This window comes from Polyangium mundeleinium (genome assembly GCF_028369105.1).
Lineage (GTDB): Bacteria > Myxococcota_A > Polyangia > Polyangiales > Polyangiaceae > Polyangium > Polyangium mundeleinium.
The window spans coordinates 8,331,722-8,351,706 of sequence record NZ_JAQNDO010000001.1 but is presented as its reverse complement, the minus strand read 5'-3'; the positions used below and the strand labels follow the sequence as shown (position 1 = coordinate 8,351,706).

Here is a 19,985-nt window from a genome sequence, read left to right as displayed (position 1 = left end):
GACGGGGGAGCTGAGCATGGGTCTCATCTTGGGGGCGCTGCGCTGGGGCTTTGCCCCAGACCCCACCGGGGCTATCCGCCCCTGGACCTGGACCAGCGCAAGCGCTGGACCCGGGGTCGATGAACTGCGCAACGCGCAGTTCATCGAACAGGCCAGGTCAAGACCCGCGACGACCCTGCCCATCAAGACCGCGGCGGTGACGATTCAACAGGCAACGTGCCCGTCGCCAGCGTGCAACGCACCTTGGCGCGGCGTTACTGCGTCTGCGTATTCTGCACGATCGTGCATCCATTCGCGCTGCAGTTCAGCAGTGCGTAGCTGGCACGACGCCCGCATCCCGTCGCGCCGAACGTGTCCTGGCCGAGCCGCGTCAATTCGATCGTATCGTCGCACTTGAGATCGAAGCCAGCTTGGCGCCGCAGATCGCGCGAGACGACGACGTGCGTCTCGCCGACACACAACCCGTTCGGATTGCACTGGGCCACGTACCGGACGATCTCGCCGCAGCCACTTGCATAGATGAGACCGGTTTCGCCCATGCGCTCGTAGGTCAGCTTCTCTCGAGGGCATGAGAGCTCGCTCGCCGGGTGTTCCTGCACGTACACCAGCGGCCCCGCGCCACAGGCAGCGAGGACGAGCGCGAACAGGGGCAGCGTGGGCAGCACGCGTTTGGACTGTACCATTGGGCGTTCACTAGCCGGTTCTACGCGGCGTTGTCAATGGCGCCTCCACCGAGCACGATGCTCAGAAGGCGCGCGGGTGCGACTGCCGTGCGGGTACGGGGGAGGGCACGCGCGGGGGGCCGGCGGCGATGCTGCTGCTGCGCGGGGCGATTGTGGTGCGGCGGGGGCGGCGCTCCGGGACGCGGCCGCTCAGATATTGATGCTCTGCGGGATCAGCGGAGGGTCCAGGTACGGATAGGGCCCCAGCCGGCTCGCGTTGCGGTCCTGGATCACCGCGCTGATCTTCTTCAGCTCCTCCTGGAACGCGAGAAGGTGTGGCAAGACGCGCAGGTCACGGAAGTGCAGCGGCCCGTAATCCCCGAGCTTCGTGTAATGGACCGAGCCGAGGAGCGTGAGGAAATCGAGCTGCGTGGCTCCCATGTCCAGCGGCGGGAACTGATCCAGCAAGGGGTTTTGCGCCGCGTCCTCGCGTGACACCAGGGCGGCCCGGTAGCCCGCGCCCGGGGCGAGCGGGGTGAAGGTCATCAGCCCTCCCTGCGCGAAGTTCACGGCCGCGTGCTGCGCGCTGCCCGTGAACACCAGCATCGTCAGCGCCTCTACCAGGTACGAGACCGTCGTCAGCTTGCCGGCGACCCCACCCTCGCCAAACCCTTTCACCCGACCCCCGTCGTTGGCCACCAGCTCCGCGCTCCACGCTTGCAGGGCCGCGTCCGCCTGCACATCCGCATCCGAGTGATAGTGCACGCCCACGTAGCTGCGTACCCACTTCTCGATGGCGCCCCACACCAGCAGCGCGTCGTCCCGGTAGGGATACTCCAGCGCGGGATCGTTCACGTCGCGGCGGGCGAGGTCCTGCGGGAGCATGCCTTTGTTGAAATCGAAATCCGGGTCCGCGATCAGCGAGGCCACGGCCACCGCGCGGCTCGCCTGGATGGTGCCGCCCAGCAGCTTGTCCACCTGATAGCCCGGCGCGATGAGCGTGGACTGCGCCGCGTTGTTGATGAACAGCGTGCCCTCGAAATGCGGGCGCAAGAGCTGGCTCACCGGGTGGTCGTCGGGGAGGTTCCGGTGGGTGGCGACGACGAAGGGCTCCACCAGGAGGTGCGTGTGCCCCAGGTGGGCGACCATCTCGTGATCATTAAACGCCGCCACCTCCACGGCCGTCTTGGCCTGCAGCCAGGCCTCGCCGTCGGCGGGCGTGAAGAGGGGGAAGAGCGCGTCGTCCTGGCCCCAGCGGATACCGAGCGGCACGAGCCTGCGCCGCCCCTTGCCCTGGGGCAGACCGAAGAGCGCCCGGGGCGCGAAGCAGTACTTGGGCCCATCGGGGAAATTGCCGTTGACCACGCGCGCGAGCCGCGCATAGTCCGCGATGTAAAGCCGCCCCTCCGCGAGCGCCGCCTGCACCGCATCCCCATCGCCCAGCGAGGCCGCGAGCTGCGCGTCGGAAATGCCGAGCGTGCTCCGGGGATCCGTGACCTTTTGGAGGACCAGGGGATTGAACCCTGCCACCTGCATCCACGCGAACGTCGCGTCCTCTTGGAAGCTCTGGGCAGCCCACGGCAAGGGCAGCGTGACGAAGAGGTCCTGATACGCCTGCAGCGATTGGGGCCTGCCTTCGGGCTTGGCCAGCAGCGAATCCAGCACGAGCCTCAAGAGCTCCAGCGGATCCTTGATCTCCTGCTCGATGGCCTTGCGGGCGAGGCGCTTGCAGAACGTGATGGCATCGTCCGCGCTTTGCGCGTCTGCCTCCAGCCCCCCCGCGTTCGGGCTGAGCTTGTCGATGATGGAGTGATCGCTCGGGATGCGCGAGAGATCCACCTGCCCCAGGCCGAGGTGACCGAGATCGAGGATCGACGCGCGCTCTGCCTCCGTCGTGAAGGCCTGCACGCCGTTCGGCTGCTCGCTCAGGCCCTGCTTGACCTTCCAGGCGAGGCGGTTCTTCGCGATGAGCAGCACCTCCCAGGCGACCTTGATCCACCAAACGGGGGTAGGCTGTTGGCTCTTCGGCACGCTGTCGGCCATCGCCAGCGGCGGCACGTAGGTGTAGTTGTACTGGTAAGAAGCGCTGGACGCCGGAGAGCTCGGTTCCATGGACATGACGGCTCCTCGGGGTGTGCGCGCGAAATGCGCGGCGGTCCCCCCCGCGCCATCATCGCCGAAGCGCGCGCCCGAAGCTACAGGCTCGTCCATCCCTGTCGCAACCACGCGAACGGGAAGCGCAAAATCGCGACCGGCGCGGCGCCCTCGCAGGTGTACGAGCACGATCCACAGGTGCCGCGCGGGTCACCTGACGGTTCGACGCACGTGCCCGTTGCAAGCGCGCCTGCGACCCGATGCGCAATGCGCTCGACACCTGGTACGCCTGTCGCGCTCCTTCTTTCTTACGTCATCCACCACGACCCAAGAGCTTTCCTCATGAACATTCTGTCGAAGATTGCGCTCGTGCTTGTCCCGGCGATCGTCCTCGGCTGCGGCAGCAGCAACCCACCGGGCACGGGCGGCACGGGCGGCGCGGGCGGCACAGGGAGCACGAGCAGCGCGAGCACCGGCAGCGGTCCTGGCAGCGTCTGTGAGGCGCTCTGTCAGCACCTCGCCGCGTGCGAGGTGAACATCACCCCTGAGGAATGTGCCGCGAGCTGCGCGGACGCGGACGAGGCGTACCTCTCTTGCGTCACCGGCTGCGATCAGGAGGTCTGCTCGGAATGGATGAACTGTTCGACGTTGTGCCACAACGGCGGCAACCCCGGCGGAGATCCTTATGGCTCTTGTGAGGTCTCCGTCGAGGTCGACTGTCCGCCCGGGGTGGTCATCTGCATGGCCACCCAGAGCCCAGCGGGCGACGAGCAGCAGTCGGTCTGCGCGCCGTATTGCTCGGCCGACAAAACATGCCCCATCCCGGCGACGGGCAACGCCGTGCCGACGTGCGGCACCGAGGACCATCCGCCGCTCTGCACCCTCGACTGCAGCGGGGGCAAGACCTGTCCGGATGGCATGATCTGCTCTTTGGCCAACGACCGCTGCATGTGGGCGGCGCCCTGAGGCGGGAGCGGGAGCGGCAATTCAGTCGCGCGCGGCCCGCAGCCCTGAAGGGACGGGGATCTCCGGTCGTCCTTCCATCACGGAGCCTTTGCGCTCGGCGATCCGCACGCATCGAGCGCACGCTGGGTGAGCTCGCGAAGCGGTCGCGGCAGCGACGATAGCTTCGAGGTCGCAGGCAGTGGCCAGACGTCGCTGACCGCCGTCGCGCGCAAGCCCGTGCGTTGAACTCTCGACATCGTGGCTGCTACCATGCTTCGGTACCTCGGATGAGCCGCGCGAATCGAGCGGAAAGCATGGACGGTAGCGCTCGCACAGCGTGAAACGGAGCTTTGGAGAGACGATGAGCGCGAGGGATGGAAGGAAACCCGACGACAGGCGTGGGCACGGCGCGATGGCCCTCGAGAGCGCATGGGCGGAGGCTGAACAGTTCAATCAAAAAGTCAATCAACTGTACGGCGAGGGTAAGTTCGACGCAGCCATTCCGTTCGCCGAGCGCGCGCTCGCCATCGCGGAGGACGCGTTCGGGTCGCACCACCCGATGGTGGCCACCACGCTGAACAACCTCGCGTCATTACACGAGGCGAAAGGGGACTATGTCAAGGCAGAGCCGATCCTTCGGCGCGCGCTGACCATCTTCGAGGAAACGCTGGGGCCAGAGGACCACAATGTGGCCACCGCGCTCAACAACCTCGCGAGGGTGTACCATTCGAAGGGGGACTCTTCCAAGAGCGAGTCGCTCCACCGGCGCGCGCTCGCCATCCAAGAGAGGGTTCTGGGGCCAGACCACGTCGACGTGGGCGAATCCCTCAACAACCTCGCGACGATCTGTTTGGCGAAGAAGGACCACGCGACGGCGGAGCGATACATTCAGCGCGCGCTCACCATCTGGGAGAAGGCGCTGGGGCCGGCGCATCCCTACGTAGCCCTCGCGCTTCGCCACCTCGCCTTGGTGTACAAAGCGAGGGGGGACTACACCGAGGCAGAGCCGCTCTATCAGCGCGTGCTTTCCATCGAGGAGCGAGTGCTGGGACCCCATCACCCCCGCCTTTCGGGCTCGCTCCTCGGTTTCGCGACGCTTCGAAGCCAAAGAGGAGACCACGTAGCGGCAGAGCCGCTTCAGCAGCGGGCATTGGCGATCAGAGAAAAGGCGCTCGGGCCGGACCACCCTGACGTGGCGGACGCGCTCGCGCAGCTCGCCAGGGTGTATCAGGCGCTCGGTCAACACGAGAAGGCCGTGGACAAGCTCGGCCGCGCGGTCGCCATCCAAGATCGCAATGCCGCGATGTTGCTGAACACGGGCTCGGACGAGCAGAAGCAGGCGTACATGTCCACGCTGCGCGGCCGCACCGATCAGGCGATCTCTTCGCATGTGCAGGCCGCGCCTCATGCCGAGGAGGCAAAACGCCTTGCGCTCGCCGTGATTCTGAACCGCAAAGGACGGGTGCTCGACGCCATGACGGACAGCTTCGCGGCGATGCGCCATAGCCTTGCCCCGTCGGATCGGGGGCGACTCGAAGAGCTGAGGTCCATCAGCGCCGAGTACAGCGCGCTCGTGTACCGAAAGCCGGCGCGGATGACCCGTGGTGAGTATCGCGCGAGGTTGGAGCGCCTCGCGGCGGAGCGCCATGAGCTCGAGGCCGACATCAGCCGTCGTAGCGCCGAGCTCCGCGGCGATTTGCGGCCCCTCACGGTCGACGAGGTGCGCGCTGCCATCCCGGAAGGAGCCACGCTCGTAGAGTTTTTTATATACGCTCCATTCGACACGGACACGTGGAGCTATCGCGTGGGCGAGCCACGTTATGTGGCGTATGTATTGCATCGGAGTGGCGAGATCGCCTGGGCCGATCTCGGCCCCGCCGCGCCCATCCATGCGGCGGTCACTCGCTTGCGGCAGGCGCTCTCGCGGAAGGCCGCCGGACCGGGCCCCATCGGCGCCCATGGTACGGCCCGCGAATTCCTCTCGCATGCCGAGCCGTTCGTCGACCCGCGGCCCGCTGCCCGTGACCTGGACGCGCTGGTGATGCAACCGATCCGCCGTCTCCTCGGTCCGGGCCGCCGGATCCTGCTCAGTCCGGATGGTGTTCTCAACCTCGTACCCTTTGGCGTCCTCGTGGACGAGGATGGGCATTACCTCGTCGAGCGCTACGCATTGACGTATCTGGCGAGCGGTCGAGATCTCTTGCGCCTCGGGACCAGCGTGCCCTCGCAGCAAGGTCCGGTCGTCGTCGCGGCGCCGGACTATGACACCGCGCGAGGTGCCACGCCCGCGGGCCAAGCCGGCACCCGCAGGCAGCGCTCTGCGGACGCAAGAGGAATGCGGTTTTCCCCGCTTCACTTTGCCGCAAACGAAGGCCGCGCCATTTCGACGAAGCTACCCGGCTCCAGGTATCTGACGGGCGTTGCAGCGACCACGGATGCCGTGAAAGCTCTCGCAGGGCCGCGCGTGCTGCACATCGCGACACACGGGTTTTTTCTCCCGGACTTGCCTGGGCTTCACCTATCCCCTTCCAGTGACCTCGAACCTCTACCCAAGCTGGATATCATGGAGAACGCCCTTTTGCGCTCGGGTATCGCGCTCGCCGGCGCAAATCGCGGCCATGAGGAAGAGGGCGATGGCCTCCTGACCGCGCTGGAGGTTTCGCAGCTCGACCTGGTTGGAACGAAGCTCGTGGTGCTCTCCGCGTGCATGACCGGGGTAGGCAAGGTTCGTATCGGAGACGGCGTCTACGGCCTGCGGCGCGCCATGGTCATGGCAGGCGCGGAGACCCAGGTGATGAGCTTGTGGAGCGTCGACGATGCAGCGACGCGCGAGCTGATGGAGGCCTACTACGACAGGCTCCTTGCCGGGTGCGGCCGGAGTGAAGCGATGCGCCTCGGGCAGCTCGAGATGCTCGACCGGCCCGACCGCGCGCACCCCTACTACTGGGCAAGCTTCATCGTCTCCGGCAGCGATGCCCCCCTCGGATCGACCTGAGCCCGCCGGGCGCGAGAGGCCGTTCGCGCGCCGCAGGTGCCGCGCGGTGACGCCGAGCGGGCGAGAACGGAAGCGGGAGCGGGAGCAGGAGCAGGGGCGGGGGCGGAACGGCAGGCGCGGAAAAACGCGCGTACGTCGTCGCCGTCGCTGACGCGCGGCCCCCGGCAGGCTAGGGTCACGGCGCCGTGACCATCGTCCAGATCCGCAAGAGCGCCCATGCGTCGGGGCGTGATCTCCGTCGTTTCCTGCCCACGACCCGCGCCGAGATGGAGGCGCGTGGTTGGGACGAGCTCGACGTGCTCCTCGTGAACGGCGACGCGTACGTCGATCACCCCGCGTTCGGCGCCGCCCTGATCGGCCGCTTCCTCGAAGCGCGCGGCTTCCGCGTCGGGGTCATCTCGCAGCCGGACTGGCGCACGACGGACGACCTCCTGCGCATGGGGCAGCCGCGGCTCTTCGTGGGCATCACGGCCGGCAACATGGACAGCATGTTGAACAAGCTCACGGCGCAGAAGAAGGTCCGGAGCGAGGACCAGTACTCGCCGGGCGGGCGCACGGGGCTCCGGCCGAACCGCGCGACGATCGTGTACGGCAACCTCTGCCGCCGCGCCTTCCCGGGCGTGCCGCTCGTGCTCGGCGGGATCGAGGCGTCGCTGCGGCGGATCGCCCACTACGACTACTGGTCGGACCAGGTGCGCCGGAGCGTGCTGCTCGACGCCAAGGCGGATCTGCTCATTTTCGGGATGGGCGAGCGGCCGGTCTGGGAGGTCGCCGAGCGGCTGCGGCGGGGCGAGACGATCCGTGACCTCCGCGACGTGCGGGGCACGGCCCTCGTGCTGCGCAAGGGCGAATGGGAGGACATCGAACCGAGCCGGTTCGTCAGCGACGGCAAGACCGTGATCCTGCCGAGCTACGAGGAGGTCGTCCGGGACAAGGAGGCGTTCGCCGAGATGAGCCGGCGCTTCCAGTACGAGACGAACCCGGGCAACGGGCGGCCGCTCGTGCAGCCGCACGGCGAGGAGGCGGTGTATTTCAATCCGCCCGCCATCCCGCTCGAGACGAAGGACATGGACGAGCTCTACGACCTGCCCTTCGCGCGCGCGGCCCATTTCACGTATTCGGAGCCGATCCCGGCGTTCGAGACGGTGAAGCATTCGATCGTGACGATGCGCGGCTGCTTCGGGGGCTGCACGTTCTGCTCGATCACGGAGCACGAGGGTCGGGTGATCCAGTCGCGCTCGGCCGAGAGCATCCTGAAGGAGATCCGCGCGCTTCGCCGGATGGGTGATTTCCGCGGATCCATCTCGGACCTCGGCGGCCCCACGGCCAACATGTACATGATGAAATGCAAGGACCCCGCGATCGAGAGCAAATGCCGCAGGCTCTCGTGCGTGCACCCCGGGGTCTGCGAGAACCTGGAGACGGATCACGAGCCGCTGCTCGATCTGATGCGGGCCGTGCGCGAGAGCGAGGGCGTGAAGAAGGTCTTCATCGCGTCGGGCATCCGGTACGACCTCGCCGAGCGCTCGCCCGAATTCATCGAGGAGCTCGCGAAATGGCACGTGGGCGGTCAGCTCTCGGTCGCGCCCGAGCACTCGAAGAAGGACGTGCTCGACAAGATGAAGAAGCCGGGCATCGAGAGCTACGAGCGCTTCGCCGAGCAATTCCAGTGCGCGAGCGAGGACGCGGGGAAGAACCAGTTCCTCGTGCCGTACTTCATCTCGGGCCACCCGGGATCGGCGCTGAAGGACATGGTGGACCTCGCGCTCTGGCTCAAGAAAAAGGGAATGCGGCCGAGGCAGGTGCAGGATTTCATTCCGACGCCGATGTCGATGGCGACGTGCATGTATTACACGGGCCTCGATCCCTTCACGAAGGCGCCGGTGTACACGGCCAAGGAGATGCACGAAAAGCGGCTCCAGAAGGCGCTCTTGCTCTACTGGGATGCGGCCCACCACGACGAGGCGCGCGAGGCCTTGATCAAGGCCGGGCGCGCGGATCTCATCGGGTCGAAGCCGCATTGCCTGGTGCCGCCCGCGTCGGGGAAGGGCTCGATGCCCATCGCGATGAAGCGCGCCCGCGCCGAGCGTGGCAAGTGCAACAACAAGGGGCGGAAGCCGCACGAGGTGCGTCGCTAGCAGCCTGGATTCGCGAGGGACCCCTTGCAGATCCGTTCGTTCAAGCTGCGCGTCGCGGATCGCCACGTGCGCGTGGTGCCGAAGACGGATGCCGAGGGGTGCCCCTTCGCGGGTCCCGGGGTCGATCTCCGCGGGGAGCGGGCCGAGCAGGCCCTCGCCGCGGCGGGGCCGCTCTTCGAGGCGCTCGCGTCGTTCGAGCCCGGCGTCGTCCTCCGTTCGCTCTCCTTCGACTTCGAGCGGGAGCGGCTCCTCGCGACGCTGGAGTCAACCACCCCGGACACAGATCCGCGGCCGCGCGTGGTACGCATCGACGGGGGGCCGGCATTACGAACCTTCTTGCCCCTGGCGGCCACGCTCGCGACATCGCTCGCCGCGCTCGCGGCGCCGGTGCTGGCGGAGCGCCCGAAGGATCCCGTCGAGGAATAGGGTGGAGTGATGACGGAGGCGCTGGCGACGACGCCCGAGAAGACGGCCGGAGAGCGCGCCTGGGGCGAGCTCGGGCGGCTCTTGCATCGGCGGCTGATCCTGATCTACCTCACCGCCTCCCTGGCCGCGACGGGCACCGGGGCGCTTTTTTTCCTGTTCGGCCTCGACTTCAGCGCCTACCAGAAGCAGCTCGTCCTCGGTCTGCTCGCGCCGCTGGCCTCGCTGCCGCAGATGATCGCCGACATCCTGGTGATCGGGCGGCACGTCGCGCCGATCCGCGCGTTCTTCGCGGCGCTGCCGGGGCCTTCGGCGACGTCGCTCGCGGCGCCGGCGCTCGCGCGCGCCCTGAACCTGCCGCTCTACACGGCCGCGCGTGTGCTCTTCCTGCACGCGCCGGTCCTCGCCATGGGTCTGACGGTGGCCTGCTTGCTCGCGAACGCGCGGCTCGGGCTCGGCCTCGCGCCGTGGCAGTTCGCCCTCGTCTACGCGACGGTCGTGGTCTTCGCCTCGGGCCACGCGATCTACGAGTACCTCGCGGTGAAGTCGGCCGTGAAGCCCGTGCTCCCGCACATCCGCGCGCACGTGGACGAGGCGGTGCGCGACGCGGTGCCCAAGGTGCTGCCGCTCAAGATGCGCTCGCAGCTCCTCTTCGTGTTCGCGTTCGTCGCGTGCGTGCCGCTCGCGGCGCTCGGGTACACGGTGCTGCTCAAGCTCGATCGCCTGCTCGCGAAGGCGCAGATGTTCGACTTCGGGTGGATCGAGGATCCGCTCGAAGTGTGGGTGCTCCTGCTCGTGATCGGCGGATCGAGCTTGGCGCTCTTCCTCGCGACGATGCTCTCGCGCGACATCGCGTCGTCGGCCGGGGATCTCGTCGAGGCGATGCGGCGCGTCGAGCGAGGCGAGGTGTCGGCGGAGCTCGTGGTGGCCTCGACGGACGAGTTCGCCGAGGCGTACCGGGGCTTCAACCGGATGACGCACGGGCTCGTGGAGCGCGAGCGGCTGCGCGACGCGTTCGGCCGGTACGTGGCGCCCGAGCTCGCCGAGCAGGTGATGAAGCACGGCGTGTCCATGGGCGGGAGCCTCGTGCGCGCGACCGTGATCTTCGCCGACATCCGCGGCTTCACGTCGCTCTCGGAGGCGATGTCACCCGTGGAGGTCGTGAGCCTGCTCAACCGGTACTTCGCCGCGGTGAGCCCGCCGATCCGCGCCGAGGGGGGGTTCATCAACAAGTTCGGCGGTGACAGCCTGCTGGCGGTGTTCGGCGCGCCCGTGCCGGCGTCCGATCACGCCGAACGCGCGGCCCGCGCGGCGCTCGGGGTGCGCGCGGCGCTCGCCCGGTTCAACGAGCGCGAGGTGGCCGAGGGACGCGCGGCGGTGCGCATCGGGATCGGGTTGCACACGGGCGAGATGGTGGCCGGGAGCGTGGGGAGCCCCGATCGGATGGAGTACACGGTGATCGGCGACGTCGTGAACGTGGCGGCGCGGATCGAGGGGCTCACCAAGGAGCTCGGGACGGACATCCTCCTCAGCGAGGCAGCCCACGAGCGGGTGAAGGACATCGTGACGGCGCGGCCGATGCCGCCCGTGACGGTGCGCGGCAAGGCCGAGCCGATCGTGGTGTACGCGGTCGTCGATCCGGCCTGAGCTTCGAAACGGATCGGCGCGCGTCGGAATGGAGCGCGGCGCGGGGCGGGACGCGGGCCCTCTGCCTCGCAAACACGCTGGCTGCGCGTGATTTCGGCGCTGGCGCGGCGATTGCTCCCTCACGCCGGCATGCGAACGATCCCGAACTTCGGCCGTGTCACCGCAGAGCCGCACGAGTTTCTCATCCTGATCCGCGACGGGAAGGTGAAGCGCTCGGGCCAAGGCGTGAGCGTCTTCAAGTGGCCGTCGGACAGCGTGACGCTGATCCCCACCACCATCCAAAAGCTCCAGTTCCGCGCCGATCAGGTGACGCTGGAGAAGGCCGGCGTGGAGGTGACGGGCCTCGCGGTCTACCGCATCGTCGAGCCGCTGCTCGCCTACCGGATGATCGATCGGGATCACCACGCGCTCACAGACATCCTGCGCGAGATGTTCGTCGGCGCCACGCGGCGCATCGTGGCGGGCCTGCGCCTCGAAGAGTGCCTCACGCACCGCAAGGAGCGCGTCGCGGCCGCGCTGATGGCCGAGATCGCGCCGGTGCTCGCAGGCGAGGGGAGTTTGCAGGATGGAACGAGCACGGGCTGGGGCGTGGTGATCGACACGATCGAGATCCAGGACGTGAAGGTGCTCTCGCAGGAGGTGTTCACGCGGCTGCAGGCGCCCTACCGCGAGAAGCTCGCGCTCGATGCGCTGCGCGCGAAGGAGGAGGTCGCGGTGGAGGAGAACCGGCTCGCGTTCGAGCGCAAGCGAGCGGCCGAGGACGCGCGGCGCGCGATCATGGCCGAGGAGGAGGCGCGCATCACGGCCGAGCGCAAGCGCGAGATGGAAGCGCTCGAGCACAAGCAGGCCCTCGCGCGGAGGGCCCACGAGGAGGAGCTCGGGCGCGCCCACGAGCGAGCAGAGGCCGAGCAAGCCGAGGCGCGGATCGCGCTTTCGACGCGTCGCGCGGCGGCGGAGCTCGAGGCCGAGATCGAGGCGAAGAAGCGCAGTGTGCCGGAGCTCGGTGAGGCGCGGCTGCAGGAGATCATGCTGACCGAGACGCTGCCCTCGATCGCGAACGCGTTCCGCGCTTCGTTCGATCGCGTCAACGTGACGACGACCGACGGGAGCTTGTTCTCGTTCCTGTCGGCGGGCCTCGATCAGGTGATGGACGTGGCCCGCGCGCGGGGTGCTGTGCTGCCGGGCCTCGTGAAGAGCGACGAGGCCAAGAAGGATTGACCGCCGCGGGCCTGGTCTGCTCCCTTGAGGCAAGCTCCTCGAAGCATGCGGCTCTCCCCCGACGACGTTCGCCGCTCCCTCGCCGGTCTGCCGGCGGAGGAGAGCCCCTGGATCTCGATGCTGCAGACGAACGCGCGCCCCGCGGCCGTCGCGATCCCGATCCGCTTCACGCCCGATCCGGTGGTGATCGCGATCCTGCGATCGGCGGAGCTACGCGAGCACGCGAGCCAGGTGGCGTTCCCCGGCGGCAAGCGAGAGCCGAGCGACGTGGATCTCTACGCGACCGCGCTGCGTGAGATGGACGAGGAGGTGGGGCTCGCCGGGGAGGGGATCACGCATCTCGGCGAGCTCACGCCGACGCCGACGTACAACGGTCGGTACTTGATCCACCCGTACGTCGTGGCCGTGGGCGAGGGGCTCGCGCCGATGGCGTGCTCGGGCGAGATCGCGCGTCTGCTCGAGCTGCCGCTCGGCGCGTACCTGCGCGGGGAGGCGCCGCGGTACGGGGTGATGCTGAACTGGCGGGGCGCGGAGATCCTGATGCCGCACTTCCGGCTCGACGCGTGCGTGCTCTACGGCGCGAGCGCGGTCATCTTCCACGACCTCGTCGAGCGGATCGCGGCCGGGATCGGGGCGACGTTGCCGCCGCCGATCCTGGAGCGCGAGATGCCTTGGGGGAATCGAGAGCCCGTTTGAGGGCGAACGGGTTCGTTAAAACGAACCGTGGACGAGGACGCCGCTCATGCCGGGACCGACGCTCGGCGTGACGTGCACGCGGCCCGACTTCTGCTCGTCCTGCGGCACGGGCTTGTTGAAGAGCAGCTCCCACACGAGGCCGCCCGCGACCGCCGCGCCGCCGACGCCGAGGGCGATCTTGCCGACGAGGGTCTGCGTCTGTCCGAGGACGGCCTGGTCGTACGAATCCTTGTCGTAACAGAACCACTGGCCGCCCGAGTCCGGGACCTGGGTTGGCGTGAGCGGATTCGTCGCTTTGGCGGGGTCGTTCACCCGGAAGCACCCCGTCGGGTCACCGACGTTGTCCCTGCCCTTCTGGACGGCCGATACGTTGCCGAGGCCCACGGGCAAGAGGATCGCGCCTGCGATGAGCGCCGCGCCGCCGACGCCGACCGTGATCCACGGCGCGATGCCGAAGGGTTTGACGGGGGGAGGCGGCGGGAGCTCGGGGCGGATCGCCGAGCTCGTGGGCGGCGCAGAGACCGTCGCCGATGCGGAGGCCGTCGGCACCTGGCTCTGCTGCAGATCCTTCAGGTTCTTCACGCGCGTCTGGATCTTCGACGCGTCCGGCGCGTCCGGCGCGCGTTCGAGGTACGCCTCCAGCGCGAAGATCGCGTTCTGCCGATCGCCGAGCTTCTCGTATGCGTTGGCGATGTTCAGCAGCGTGCCGACCGCGTTGCAGTCGAGGTTGAAGACATCGCGCCAGTACTGGATCGCTCGAGCGTACTCACCACGCTCGTAAAACTGCCGTGCGGCCTTGTGAGCGCCTTTGGCGCCTTCGACATCCTCATCCGTCGCCGTTCGGTTGCACTTGCCGGCGAACGGGTTCTGCGAGCCATCGGCCATGGCCATGCCCGTCGCCAGGGTCACCCCGACGACAAGCCCGACCAGAGATACCCCCTGCGCGCGCGTTCCCCACATGCGGTATTCGTCCTTCGTACCGAGCATAATGGCATGTGCTGCCGTCCGCGAAAAAAAGCGCGCACACGGTGAGCAGGATGCCGGCGATCCCGCTTCTTTCCCCGTCCTGGCCCCCCTCCGGCCCCCCCGACCCCCGGCCCACGGCCCGGTCCCGGCCCGTCCGATCCCGGGGCCCTGCCGCCGATCCCCCGGGCCCCGGGCTCTGGTAACCTCGCTGCGTGCTACCTGAAAAGAAGCAGATCCTGGTCGTGGACGACGAGGCCAACCTGCGCCGCGTGCTCAGCGCGCAGCTCGGTCGGGACGGCTACGAGGTGCACACCGCCGAGGACGGCGAGGAAGCCCTCGCCTTCCTCAAGGAACACCACATCGACCTCGTGATCACCGACCTCCGGATGCCCAAGGTGGACGGGATGGATCTGCTCCGCGCCGCCATGCGGGACGATCCGACGCGCCCCGTGGTCATGTTGACGGCGCACGGGACGGTCGACAACGCCGTCGAGGCCCTGAAGACCGGCGCCTTCGACTACATCACGAAGCCCTTCGATCAGCACGAGGTGCGCCTCGTGGTGCGCAAGGCGCTGCGGACGCGTGACCTCGCGAGCGCCGACGCGTCGCGCGACGTCGCCGCCTCCGCCTCCCCGCGCGAGGGCTCGGCGCGCTTCGGCATCATCGGCGAGAGCCAGCCGATCCACGACCTCTACGCGATCATCGAGCGCGTCTCGGACACGCCCACGACGGTGCTCATCACGGGCGAGAGCGGGACGGGCAAGGAGCTCGTGGCGCGGGCGCTGCACGAGAACTCGAGCCGGCGCGATCGGCCCTTCATCAAGGTGAACTGCGCCGCGATCCCGAAGGATCTGATGGAGTCGGAGCTCTTCGGCTACGAGCGAGGCGCGTTCACGGGCGCGGTCGCGTCGAAGCCGGGCCGCTTCGAGCTCGCCTCGGGCGGGACGCTCTTCCTCGACGAGATCGGCGAGATCCCGAACGAGATGCAGGTGAAGCTCCTGCGCGTGCTCCAGGAGAGCGAGTTCGAGCGGGTGGGCGGCATCAAGACGATTCGCGTCGACGTGCGGCTCGTGGCCGCGACGAACCGCGATCTGAAGCGCGAGATCGGCGCGGGGTCGTTCCGCGAGGATCTGTTCTATCGCCTCAACGTGGTGTCGATCGCGCTGCCCGCGCTGCGCGAGCGCCGGACCGACATCCCGCCGCTCGTGTCGTACTTCATCGCGAAGTTCAACGCGCGGCTGCGCAAGAGCATCGAGGGTGTCGAGCCGGACGCGCTCGAGCGCCTCGCGTCGTACGGCTGGCCGGGGAACATCCGCGAGCTCGAGAACGTGATCGAGCGCGCGGTGCTGTTCGCGGACGGCGCTCGCATCCGGCTCGAAGATCTCTCGGAGGAGGTGCGATCGAACGCGGGGCCGTCGTCCGCCGCAGCCGCGAGCGCGCCCGCCTCCGCGGAAGGCACGCGCGCGCCGTCGCCGTCGTCGCCCGATCCGCAGCAAGGCGAGTCGGCGTCGATCGCCGACGGCCTGAAGGAGCAGGTCAAGGCCGCGATGAGCAGGCTCGAACGAGACCTGATCGTGCGCGCGCTCAAGCAGACGCAGGGCAACGTGACGCACGCGGCGCGGCTGCTCAAGATCTCGCGCAAGGGCCTGCAGCTCAAGATGAAGGAGCTCGGGCTCCGGGAGCGCGAGCACGAGCCGACGTGAAGAGGGCCCTCGTCGCCGCGGCCCTGCTCGTGATCGGCTGCCAAGGCAAGAGGCTCGCGCCCGAGCCGATCGACGCGGGTGACGAGGCCGATCCGCCCTGGGTGACGGCGGCTCGCGAGCCCGATCCGCGGCCGGGCATGGCCTGGATCCCGCCCGGATCGCTCATCGCAGGCACGCCGCCCGAGAAGCTGCCGCGTGTCCCCGACGAGGAGATGGCAGGCGAGCAGGTCGTGATGAGCGGCTTCTACATCGACCTGTTTCCGTACCCGAACGAGCCCGGCGCGATCCCCACGACGAACGTGTCGCAGGCCGAGGCGGCCGAGCTCTGCACCGCCCAGCAGAAGCGGCTCTGCACGGAGCTCGAGTGGGAGCGCGCGTGCAAGGGGCCGCAGAACGCGGCGTACCCGTACGGCGACACGTACAAGCCGACGACGTGCATGACGGGCTCGATGCGGAACCTCGTGCCGAACGGCGTGAACGCGGGGTGCAAGAGCGCGTTCGGCGTCCACGATCTGCACGGCGGCGTGTGGCAGTGGACGTCGAGCCAGTGGCGGCGCGACGGGAGCAAGACGAACCTCGGGACGACACGCGGAGGGAACGCGCCGCAAGGCGAGCTCGTGGGCCGATGCGCGAACGGCCGCGGCGTGCGATCCGACCTGCGCCGCGCGGACGTGGGCTTCCGCTGCTGCGCGGGCGAGCCGAACAGCTTCGAGGTGGTGCTCAACGTGAGCCGAGGCGCGCCGCTCACGTTCCACCCCGCGGACACGAAGGTGCAGCTCGCGCTCGCGCTCGCGTTGCTCGTGCCGGAGGAGATCCGCGAGGTGGTGAAGAAGCGGAAGGCCGACCATCCGTTCGAGGTCGAACGGATCTGGACGTGGCATCCGCTGGGCAACGAGGAGCTCGTGCTCGGCGGCGGCTGCGCGAAGGCCGCGGGGCACGCGCGATGCGGGGTCGTCGTGGCGCGCATGCGCTTCGACGCGCCGGTCTCGATGGCGTTCGTGCCGACGGAGCTCTGGCAGCCGACGGTGGGTGAGGCGGATACGCCGCGCGAGCTCTTCGTCTACGGGGGCGATGACAACGGCGCGTTCCGCCGGCGCGTGTCGTACGAGTGGGGGAAGATCGGGATCGGGAACAAGGAGCGCAAGAAGAAGCGCAAGGGCAAGAAGGAGCCCACCTGGTGAGCGTCACTGCGGCGCGGGCGGGACGAGGAAGAGGATTTCCTTGGGCGCGCCGAGCAGGAGCTCCGAGGGCGCGATGCCGTTCTGCGCCTTGACCGTGAGCGTGGCCTTGAAGATCTGCGCGGTCTGATTTTGCGGGATCGTGGTGTTCGGGATGGGCACGATCTTGAAGCAGACCTTTTGACCAGGAACGATCGCGAGGGCGGTCTCGTTCACGCCGTCCTGCGCCTTGACGAGGCCCTTCGCGCCCGACCAGACGTCCTTGAGCTGCTGGACCGCGTTCAGGGAGAAGCACGGGACGCCCGGCTCGGCCGCGTCCTCGCCGCCCGACGCGTTGACCGAGATTTGCGCGACGAACGTGTCCACCGCGTCGATGGGATCGGCGAGGCTCGCGGTGGCGAGGGAGCGGATGTCGAAGCGGATCGATTTGAGGAGGGCCTTGATGCCGTTGTCGAGCGTGACGTCGTTGAGCCCGGTGCCGTCGGTGCTGATGTCGAAGATGAGGCGGCAGGTGCCGCCGGGGTTGTCCGAGGTCGCGGGTCCGTCGGGGACGAGGAACGCGCCGTTCGGGCCCGTGCCGCACTGCATGCCGCCGAACGCGGAGGGCGGGACGAGCGAGCTCGTCTGATCGGCGATGTACGCGAGGTCCTCGTACGGATCGCCGCCCGAGCGGACGCCGTTCGACGAGGAGATGCCGATGAGCCGCGCGCCGCGCTGCTTCATCGCGGCGATGAGCGTGTCGACCGTGGGCGTGGGGAAGGGGGCCTGGCCGTTGAAGTCGTAAGCGTCGTGGAGGTTGGCCGCGTTGAGGGCGCGCCGGCCGTTGTGGAACGGAGCGTCGGTGATCGGCACGAGGATCGGCAGCGCGCCGTCGCGGAAGCGTAACGAGCCATAACGGCCGGCGGGCGCGCCCGCCGGCGTGAGCTGACCGCCGGGCCAGAGGAGGAAGGCGTCCGTGAGCGCACGTTGCATCGCGGCGATGTGCGACTCCGGGTTGTCGCCGCCGTCGTGCACGTTGAGCGAGAGGACCGCGGCGAGGTTGTCCGCGAGGGCGGTGCTCACGTAGCCCGTGCTGCCCGCGACGTAGAACGGTTGATCGACGCCCGTGGTGCCGTACGTGCCCGTCGGGAAGTCGTCGAAGCCAGCGATGCCGACGGCGAGATCGGGGATCGACGCCTTCAGCTTCGTGATGATCGCGCTGAGGTTGCTCTTGAGGTTCTGGATCTCGCCGCTCATCGTCGCGGTCGTGTCGACGAGGAAGGCGACGTCGCCCTGGTTCAAGTTCGTACGAAGCGGAACGATGTTCTCGGCCGGCGAGGGCGCGCCGAGGTAGGGCAACACGAAGTAGAACTTGCCGAGCGTGCCGGGCGTGACGAAGGGATCCCGCGGGTTCGAGCCGAGCTCGCGCTCGATGAGATCGGAGGTGCCGTCGCCGTCCGTGTCGGCCTTCGTGCGATCGGTCTCGAGCGTGTCGAGGAAGCAGTTGAGATTGACGTCTTCGTCCTTGTCGAGGATGCCGTCGGCGTCGGCGTCGAGATCGAGGAAGTCGTACTTGCCGTCGCTGTCGGCGTCGGGCGGCGGATCCGCGACCATGTGCAGCGGCCCGGCCTCGCAGGCGTCGGAGAGCCCGTCGCCGTCGCTGTCGGCATCGCGGAACGCGGGCACGCCGTCGCCGTCGGGATCGGCGAACCCTTCGAACGCGTCGCCGAGCGTGTCGTTGTCGCTGTCGGCGTCGCACAGATCGGGGAGCGCGTCGCCGTCCGTGTTGACGGCGACGCCCATCGTGAGCTCGACGGTGTCCGGCAACGAGTCGTCGTCGTTGTCGGGATCGGCGTAGTCGGGGACGCCGTCGCCGTCGGTGTCCGCGGGGTTTGGCCCGGGTTTCTGCGGATCGTAGGGCGTCTGGTCGGGGTAGATCTCGAGCGCGTCGGGTAGGCCGTTGTCGTCGCTGTCCGTGTCGCGGAAGTCGGGCGGCCCGGTGCCGTCGGAGTTTTGCGGGTGCGCACAGCCAACCGCGGCCGTCTGGCCTTCGAACGCGTCGGGGAGCGAGTCGTTGTCGCTGTCCGTGTCGAGGTAGTCGGGCGTGCCGTCGCCGTCGGTGTCGACGCCTTGATCCTTGCCCTCGACGTCGTCCGAGATGCCGTCGAAATCCGCGTCGGGCGGGCAGGGGCTCACGGGGTTTCCGCCCGCGCCGCCGGAACCGCCGACGCCGCCTGCGCCTCCCTGGCCGCCGGCACCACCGACGCCGCCTGTGCCGCCGCTCCCGCTGGACGAGGCCGACGACGAGCTGCTCGACGAGCTCGTGCTGGAGGAGGCGCCGGCATCACCGCCCGCGCCGGCATCACCGCCCGCGCCACCTGTGCCGCTGCTGGAAGTGCTCGTGGGTCGAACGATGTCGGAGTCCGGCGTGCAGGCGACGCCGAGCGCACCCCCCGCTAGCAAGAGCCCGAGAACAGAAGCCCATCGCCCCCGGCGGATTTTCAGGTCAAGCACAGGACTGCGCACAGGATATCCTTGCCGCCGCCCGCGCGAAAGGGCAGCGGGGATGCGGATCCTCGCGTTCACCCTCGTAACCATCGTGACGACATCGACTCCCCCGAGCCTCCCCGGTGCGCCTGCCGCGCGCCGTCCTCCTGGGCCGCCTCGTGGGCGTCGCAGGAGGCGTTTGTTCGCCGCGGTGGCGTTGTCCCGCGCGCGCCTCGGGCGCACGACGCTCTCGCGGATCGGGCTCGCCAGCGGCGCGCTGCTCGGTGCGTCGTTCGCGATCCTCGCGATCGTGCTGCGGGCGACAGAAGGAACGAGCGCGCCGCTCGAAGGGCTCGTCGGGCTCGGGGCCGCGTCGATCACGCTCTTGGCCGCGGCCCCGACGACGCTCGCGGCAGCGAGCGATCGGACGGCCGAGGATCGCGAGGCCGGGATCGAGGCGCTCGCGGCGACGCACGGCGTGCACGCGCAGAGCCTCCACGTGGTGCGGTGGATCGCGTCGATGGTGCAGATCACGCGGGCGATCGGTCTGCCGCTCGTCGGGCTCGCGCTCGTCACGGTGGCGCTGTCGAGCTCCGGAGCGATGGCGATGCGCAGGAGCGTGTTCGCGCTCGGGCTGTTCGTGTTCTCAGTGATCGCAGGGGCCACGCTCGGGACGATCGCCACGTTCGCCGCGCGCATGGGCGGGCGTCGGGGGAGGGTTCTCCTTGCGGCGATCGTGATCGTTCCGTGGATGCTCGCCGAGCTCGCGGGGCGCGGCTCGTACTCGGTTCCGGGCGCGCTCTCCGCGCTCCTCTCGCTTCTCGTCGACGCTGGACGCGGAGCAGGGACATGAC

At 68.8% G+C, this 19,985-nt stretch carries 14 protein-coding genes; 10 read left to right on the top strand and 4 right to left on the bottom strand.

All coding sequences use genetic code 11. The features are described 5' to 3' along the window. Positions 1–254 precede the first annotated feature (254 nt). The gene (locus POL67_RS33190; protein WP_271924538.1) at positions 255–683 is read right to left on the bottom strand and encodes a hypothetical protein; all 429 of its coding nucleotides are present in this window, start codon (positions 681–683) and stop codon (positions 255–257) included. Between the two features lie 189 nt (positions 684–872). Next, positions 873–2,780: a lipoxygenase family protein gene (locus POL67_RS33185; RefSeq protein WP_271924536.1), complete on the bottom strand. Its 1,908-nt coding sequence runs from the start codon at positions 2,778–2,780 to the stop codon at positions 873–875. Between the two features lie 318 nt (positions 2,781–3,098). Here POL67_RS33185 and POL67_RS33180 point away from each other — a divergent pair, with 318 nt between their 5' ends. The 7 genes from POL67_RS33180 to POL67_RS33150 all read left to right on the top strand — a co-directional run bounded on the left by POL67_RS33180 (position 3,099) and on the right by POL67_RS33150 (position 12,818). Further along, positions 3,099–3,722 carry a hypothetical protein gene (locus POL67_RS33180; protein WP_271924534.1) on the top strand — a complete coding sequence of 208 codons (624 nt, stop codon included), beginning with the start codon at positions 3,099–3,101 and terminating at the stop codon, positions 3,720–3,722. A 340-nt stretch (positions 3,723–4,062) separates the two neighbouring features. Further along, positions 4,063–6,696, top strand: coding sequence for a tetratricopeptide repeat protein (locus POL67_RS33175; protein WP_271924532.1), 2,634 nt, complete (start codon positions 4,063–4,065; stop codon positions 6,694–6,696). 185 nt (positions 6,697–6,881) lie between these two features. After that, complete coding sequence (locus POL67_RS33170) at positions 6,882–8,834, top strand: YgiQ family radical SAM protein (RefSeq protein WP_271924530.1); 1,953 nt, start codon at positions 6,882–6,884, stop codon at positions 8,832–8,834. A gap of 24 nt (positions 8,835–8,858) precedes the next feature. Next, positions 8,859–9,260 (top strand): hypothetical protein, encoded by a 402-nt coding sequence (locus POL67_RS33165; RefSeq protein ID WP_271924528.1) that lies wholly within the window; start codon positions 8,859–8,861, stop codon positions 9,258–9,260. A 9-nt stretch (positions 9,261–9,269) separates the two neighbouring features. Continuing rightward, positions 9,270–10,904, top strand: coding sequence for an adenylate/guanylate cyclase domain-containing protein (locus tag POL67_RS33160; protein WP_271924526.1), 1,635 nt, complete (start codon positions 9,270–9,272; stop codon positions 10,902–10,904). Between the two features lie 129 nt (positions 10,905–11,033). Continuing rightward, a complete protein-coding gene (locus POL67_RS33155; RefSeq protein ID WP_271924524.1) occupies positions 11,034–12,122 on the top strand; it encodes an SPFH domain-containing protein in 1,089 nt (362 codons plus the stop codon). A 45-nt stretch (positions 12,123–12,167) separates the two neighbouring features. Beyond that, positions 12,168–12,818 (top strand): NUDIX hydrolase, encoded by a 651-nt coding sequence (locus tag POL67_RS33150; protein WP_271924522.1) that lies wholly within the window; start codon positions 12,168–12,170, stop codon positions 12,816–12,818. A 15-nt stretch (positions 12,819–12,833) separates the two neighbouring features. Here POL67_RS33150 and POL67_RS33145 read toward each other — a convergent pair whose 3' ends face one another. Next, a complete protein-coding gene (locus tag POL67_RS33145; protein ID WP_271924520.1) occupies positions 12,834–13,805 on the bottom strand; it encodes a tetratricopeptide repeat protein in 972 nt (323 codons plus the stop codon). Positions 13,806–13,996: 191 nt separating this feature from the next. Here POL67_RS33145 and POL67_RS33140 point away from each other — a divergent pair, with 191 nt between their 5' ends. Further along, complete coding sequence (locus POL67_RS33140; RefSeq protein WP_271924518.1) at positions 13,997–15,487, top strand: sigma-54-dependent transcriptional regulator; 1,491 nt, start codon at positions 13,997–13,999, stop codon at positions 15,485–15,487. Then, positions 15,484–16,668, top strand: coding sequence for a formylglycine-generating enzyme family protein (locus POL67_RS33135; protein ID WP_271924516.1), 1,185 nt, complete (start codon positions 15,484–15,486; stop codon positions 16,666–16,668). Before POL67_RS33140 ends, POL67_RS33135 begins: the two co-directional genes overlap by 4 nt. 3 nt (positions 16,669–16,671) lie before the next feature. Here the strand turns inward: POL67_RS33135 and POL67_RS33130 are convergent, their stop codons facing one another. Beyond that, entirely contained in the window at positions 16,672–19,107 is a 2,436-nt protein-coding gene (locus POL67_RS33130; protein ID WP_271924514.1) for a vWA domain-containing protein, read from the bottom strand. A gap of 235 nt (positions 19,108–19,342) precedes the next feature. Between POL67_RS33130 and POL67_RS33125 the strand changes: the two genes are divergently transcribed. Continuing rightward, positions 19,343–19,984, top strand: coding sequence for a hypothetical protein (locus POL67_RS33125; protein ID WP_271924512.1), 642 nt, complete (start codon positions 19,343–19,345; stop codon positions 19,982–19,984). The last annotated feature ends 1 nt before the right edge of the window (position 19,985 follow it).

Excerpts from the sequence above, each read along its gene's own strand:
- POL67_RS33190 (WP_271924538.1), bottom strand. The coding sequence starts at position 683 with ATGGTACAGTCCAAACGCGTGCTGCCCACGCTGCCCCTGTTCGCGCTC.
- POL67_RS33185 (WP_271924536.1), bottom strand. The coding sequence starts at position 2,780 with ATGTCCATGGAACCGAGCTCTCCGGCGTCCAGCGCTTCTTACCAGTAC.
- POL67_RS33180 (WP_271924534.1), top strand. The coding sequence starts at position 3,099 with ATGAACATTCTGTCGAAGATTGCGCTCGTGCTTGTCCCGGCGATCGTC.
- POL67_RS33175 (WP_271924532.1), top strand. The coding sequence starts at position 4,063 with ATGAGCGCGAGGGATGGAAGGAAACCCGACGACAGGCGTGGGCACGGC.
- POL67_RS33160 (WP_271924526.1), top strand. The coding sequence starts at position 9,270 with ATGACGGAGGCGCTGGCGACGACGCCCGAGAAGACGGCCGGAGAGCGC.
- POL67_RS33155 (WP_271924524.1), top strand. The coding sequence starts at position 11,034 with ATGCGAACGATCCCGAACTTCGGCCGTGTCACCGCAGAGCCGCACGAG.
- POL67_RS33150 (WP_271924522.1), top strand. The coding sequence starts at position 12,168 with ATGCGGCTCTCCCCCGACGACGTTCGCCGCTCCCTCGCCGGTCTGCCG.
- POL67_RS33145 (WP_271924520.1), bottom strand. The coding sequence starts at position 13,805 with ATGCTCGGTACGAAGGACGAATACCGCATGTGGGGAACGCGCGCGCAG.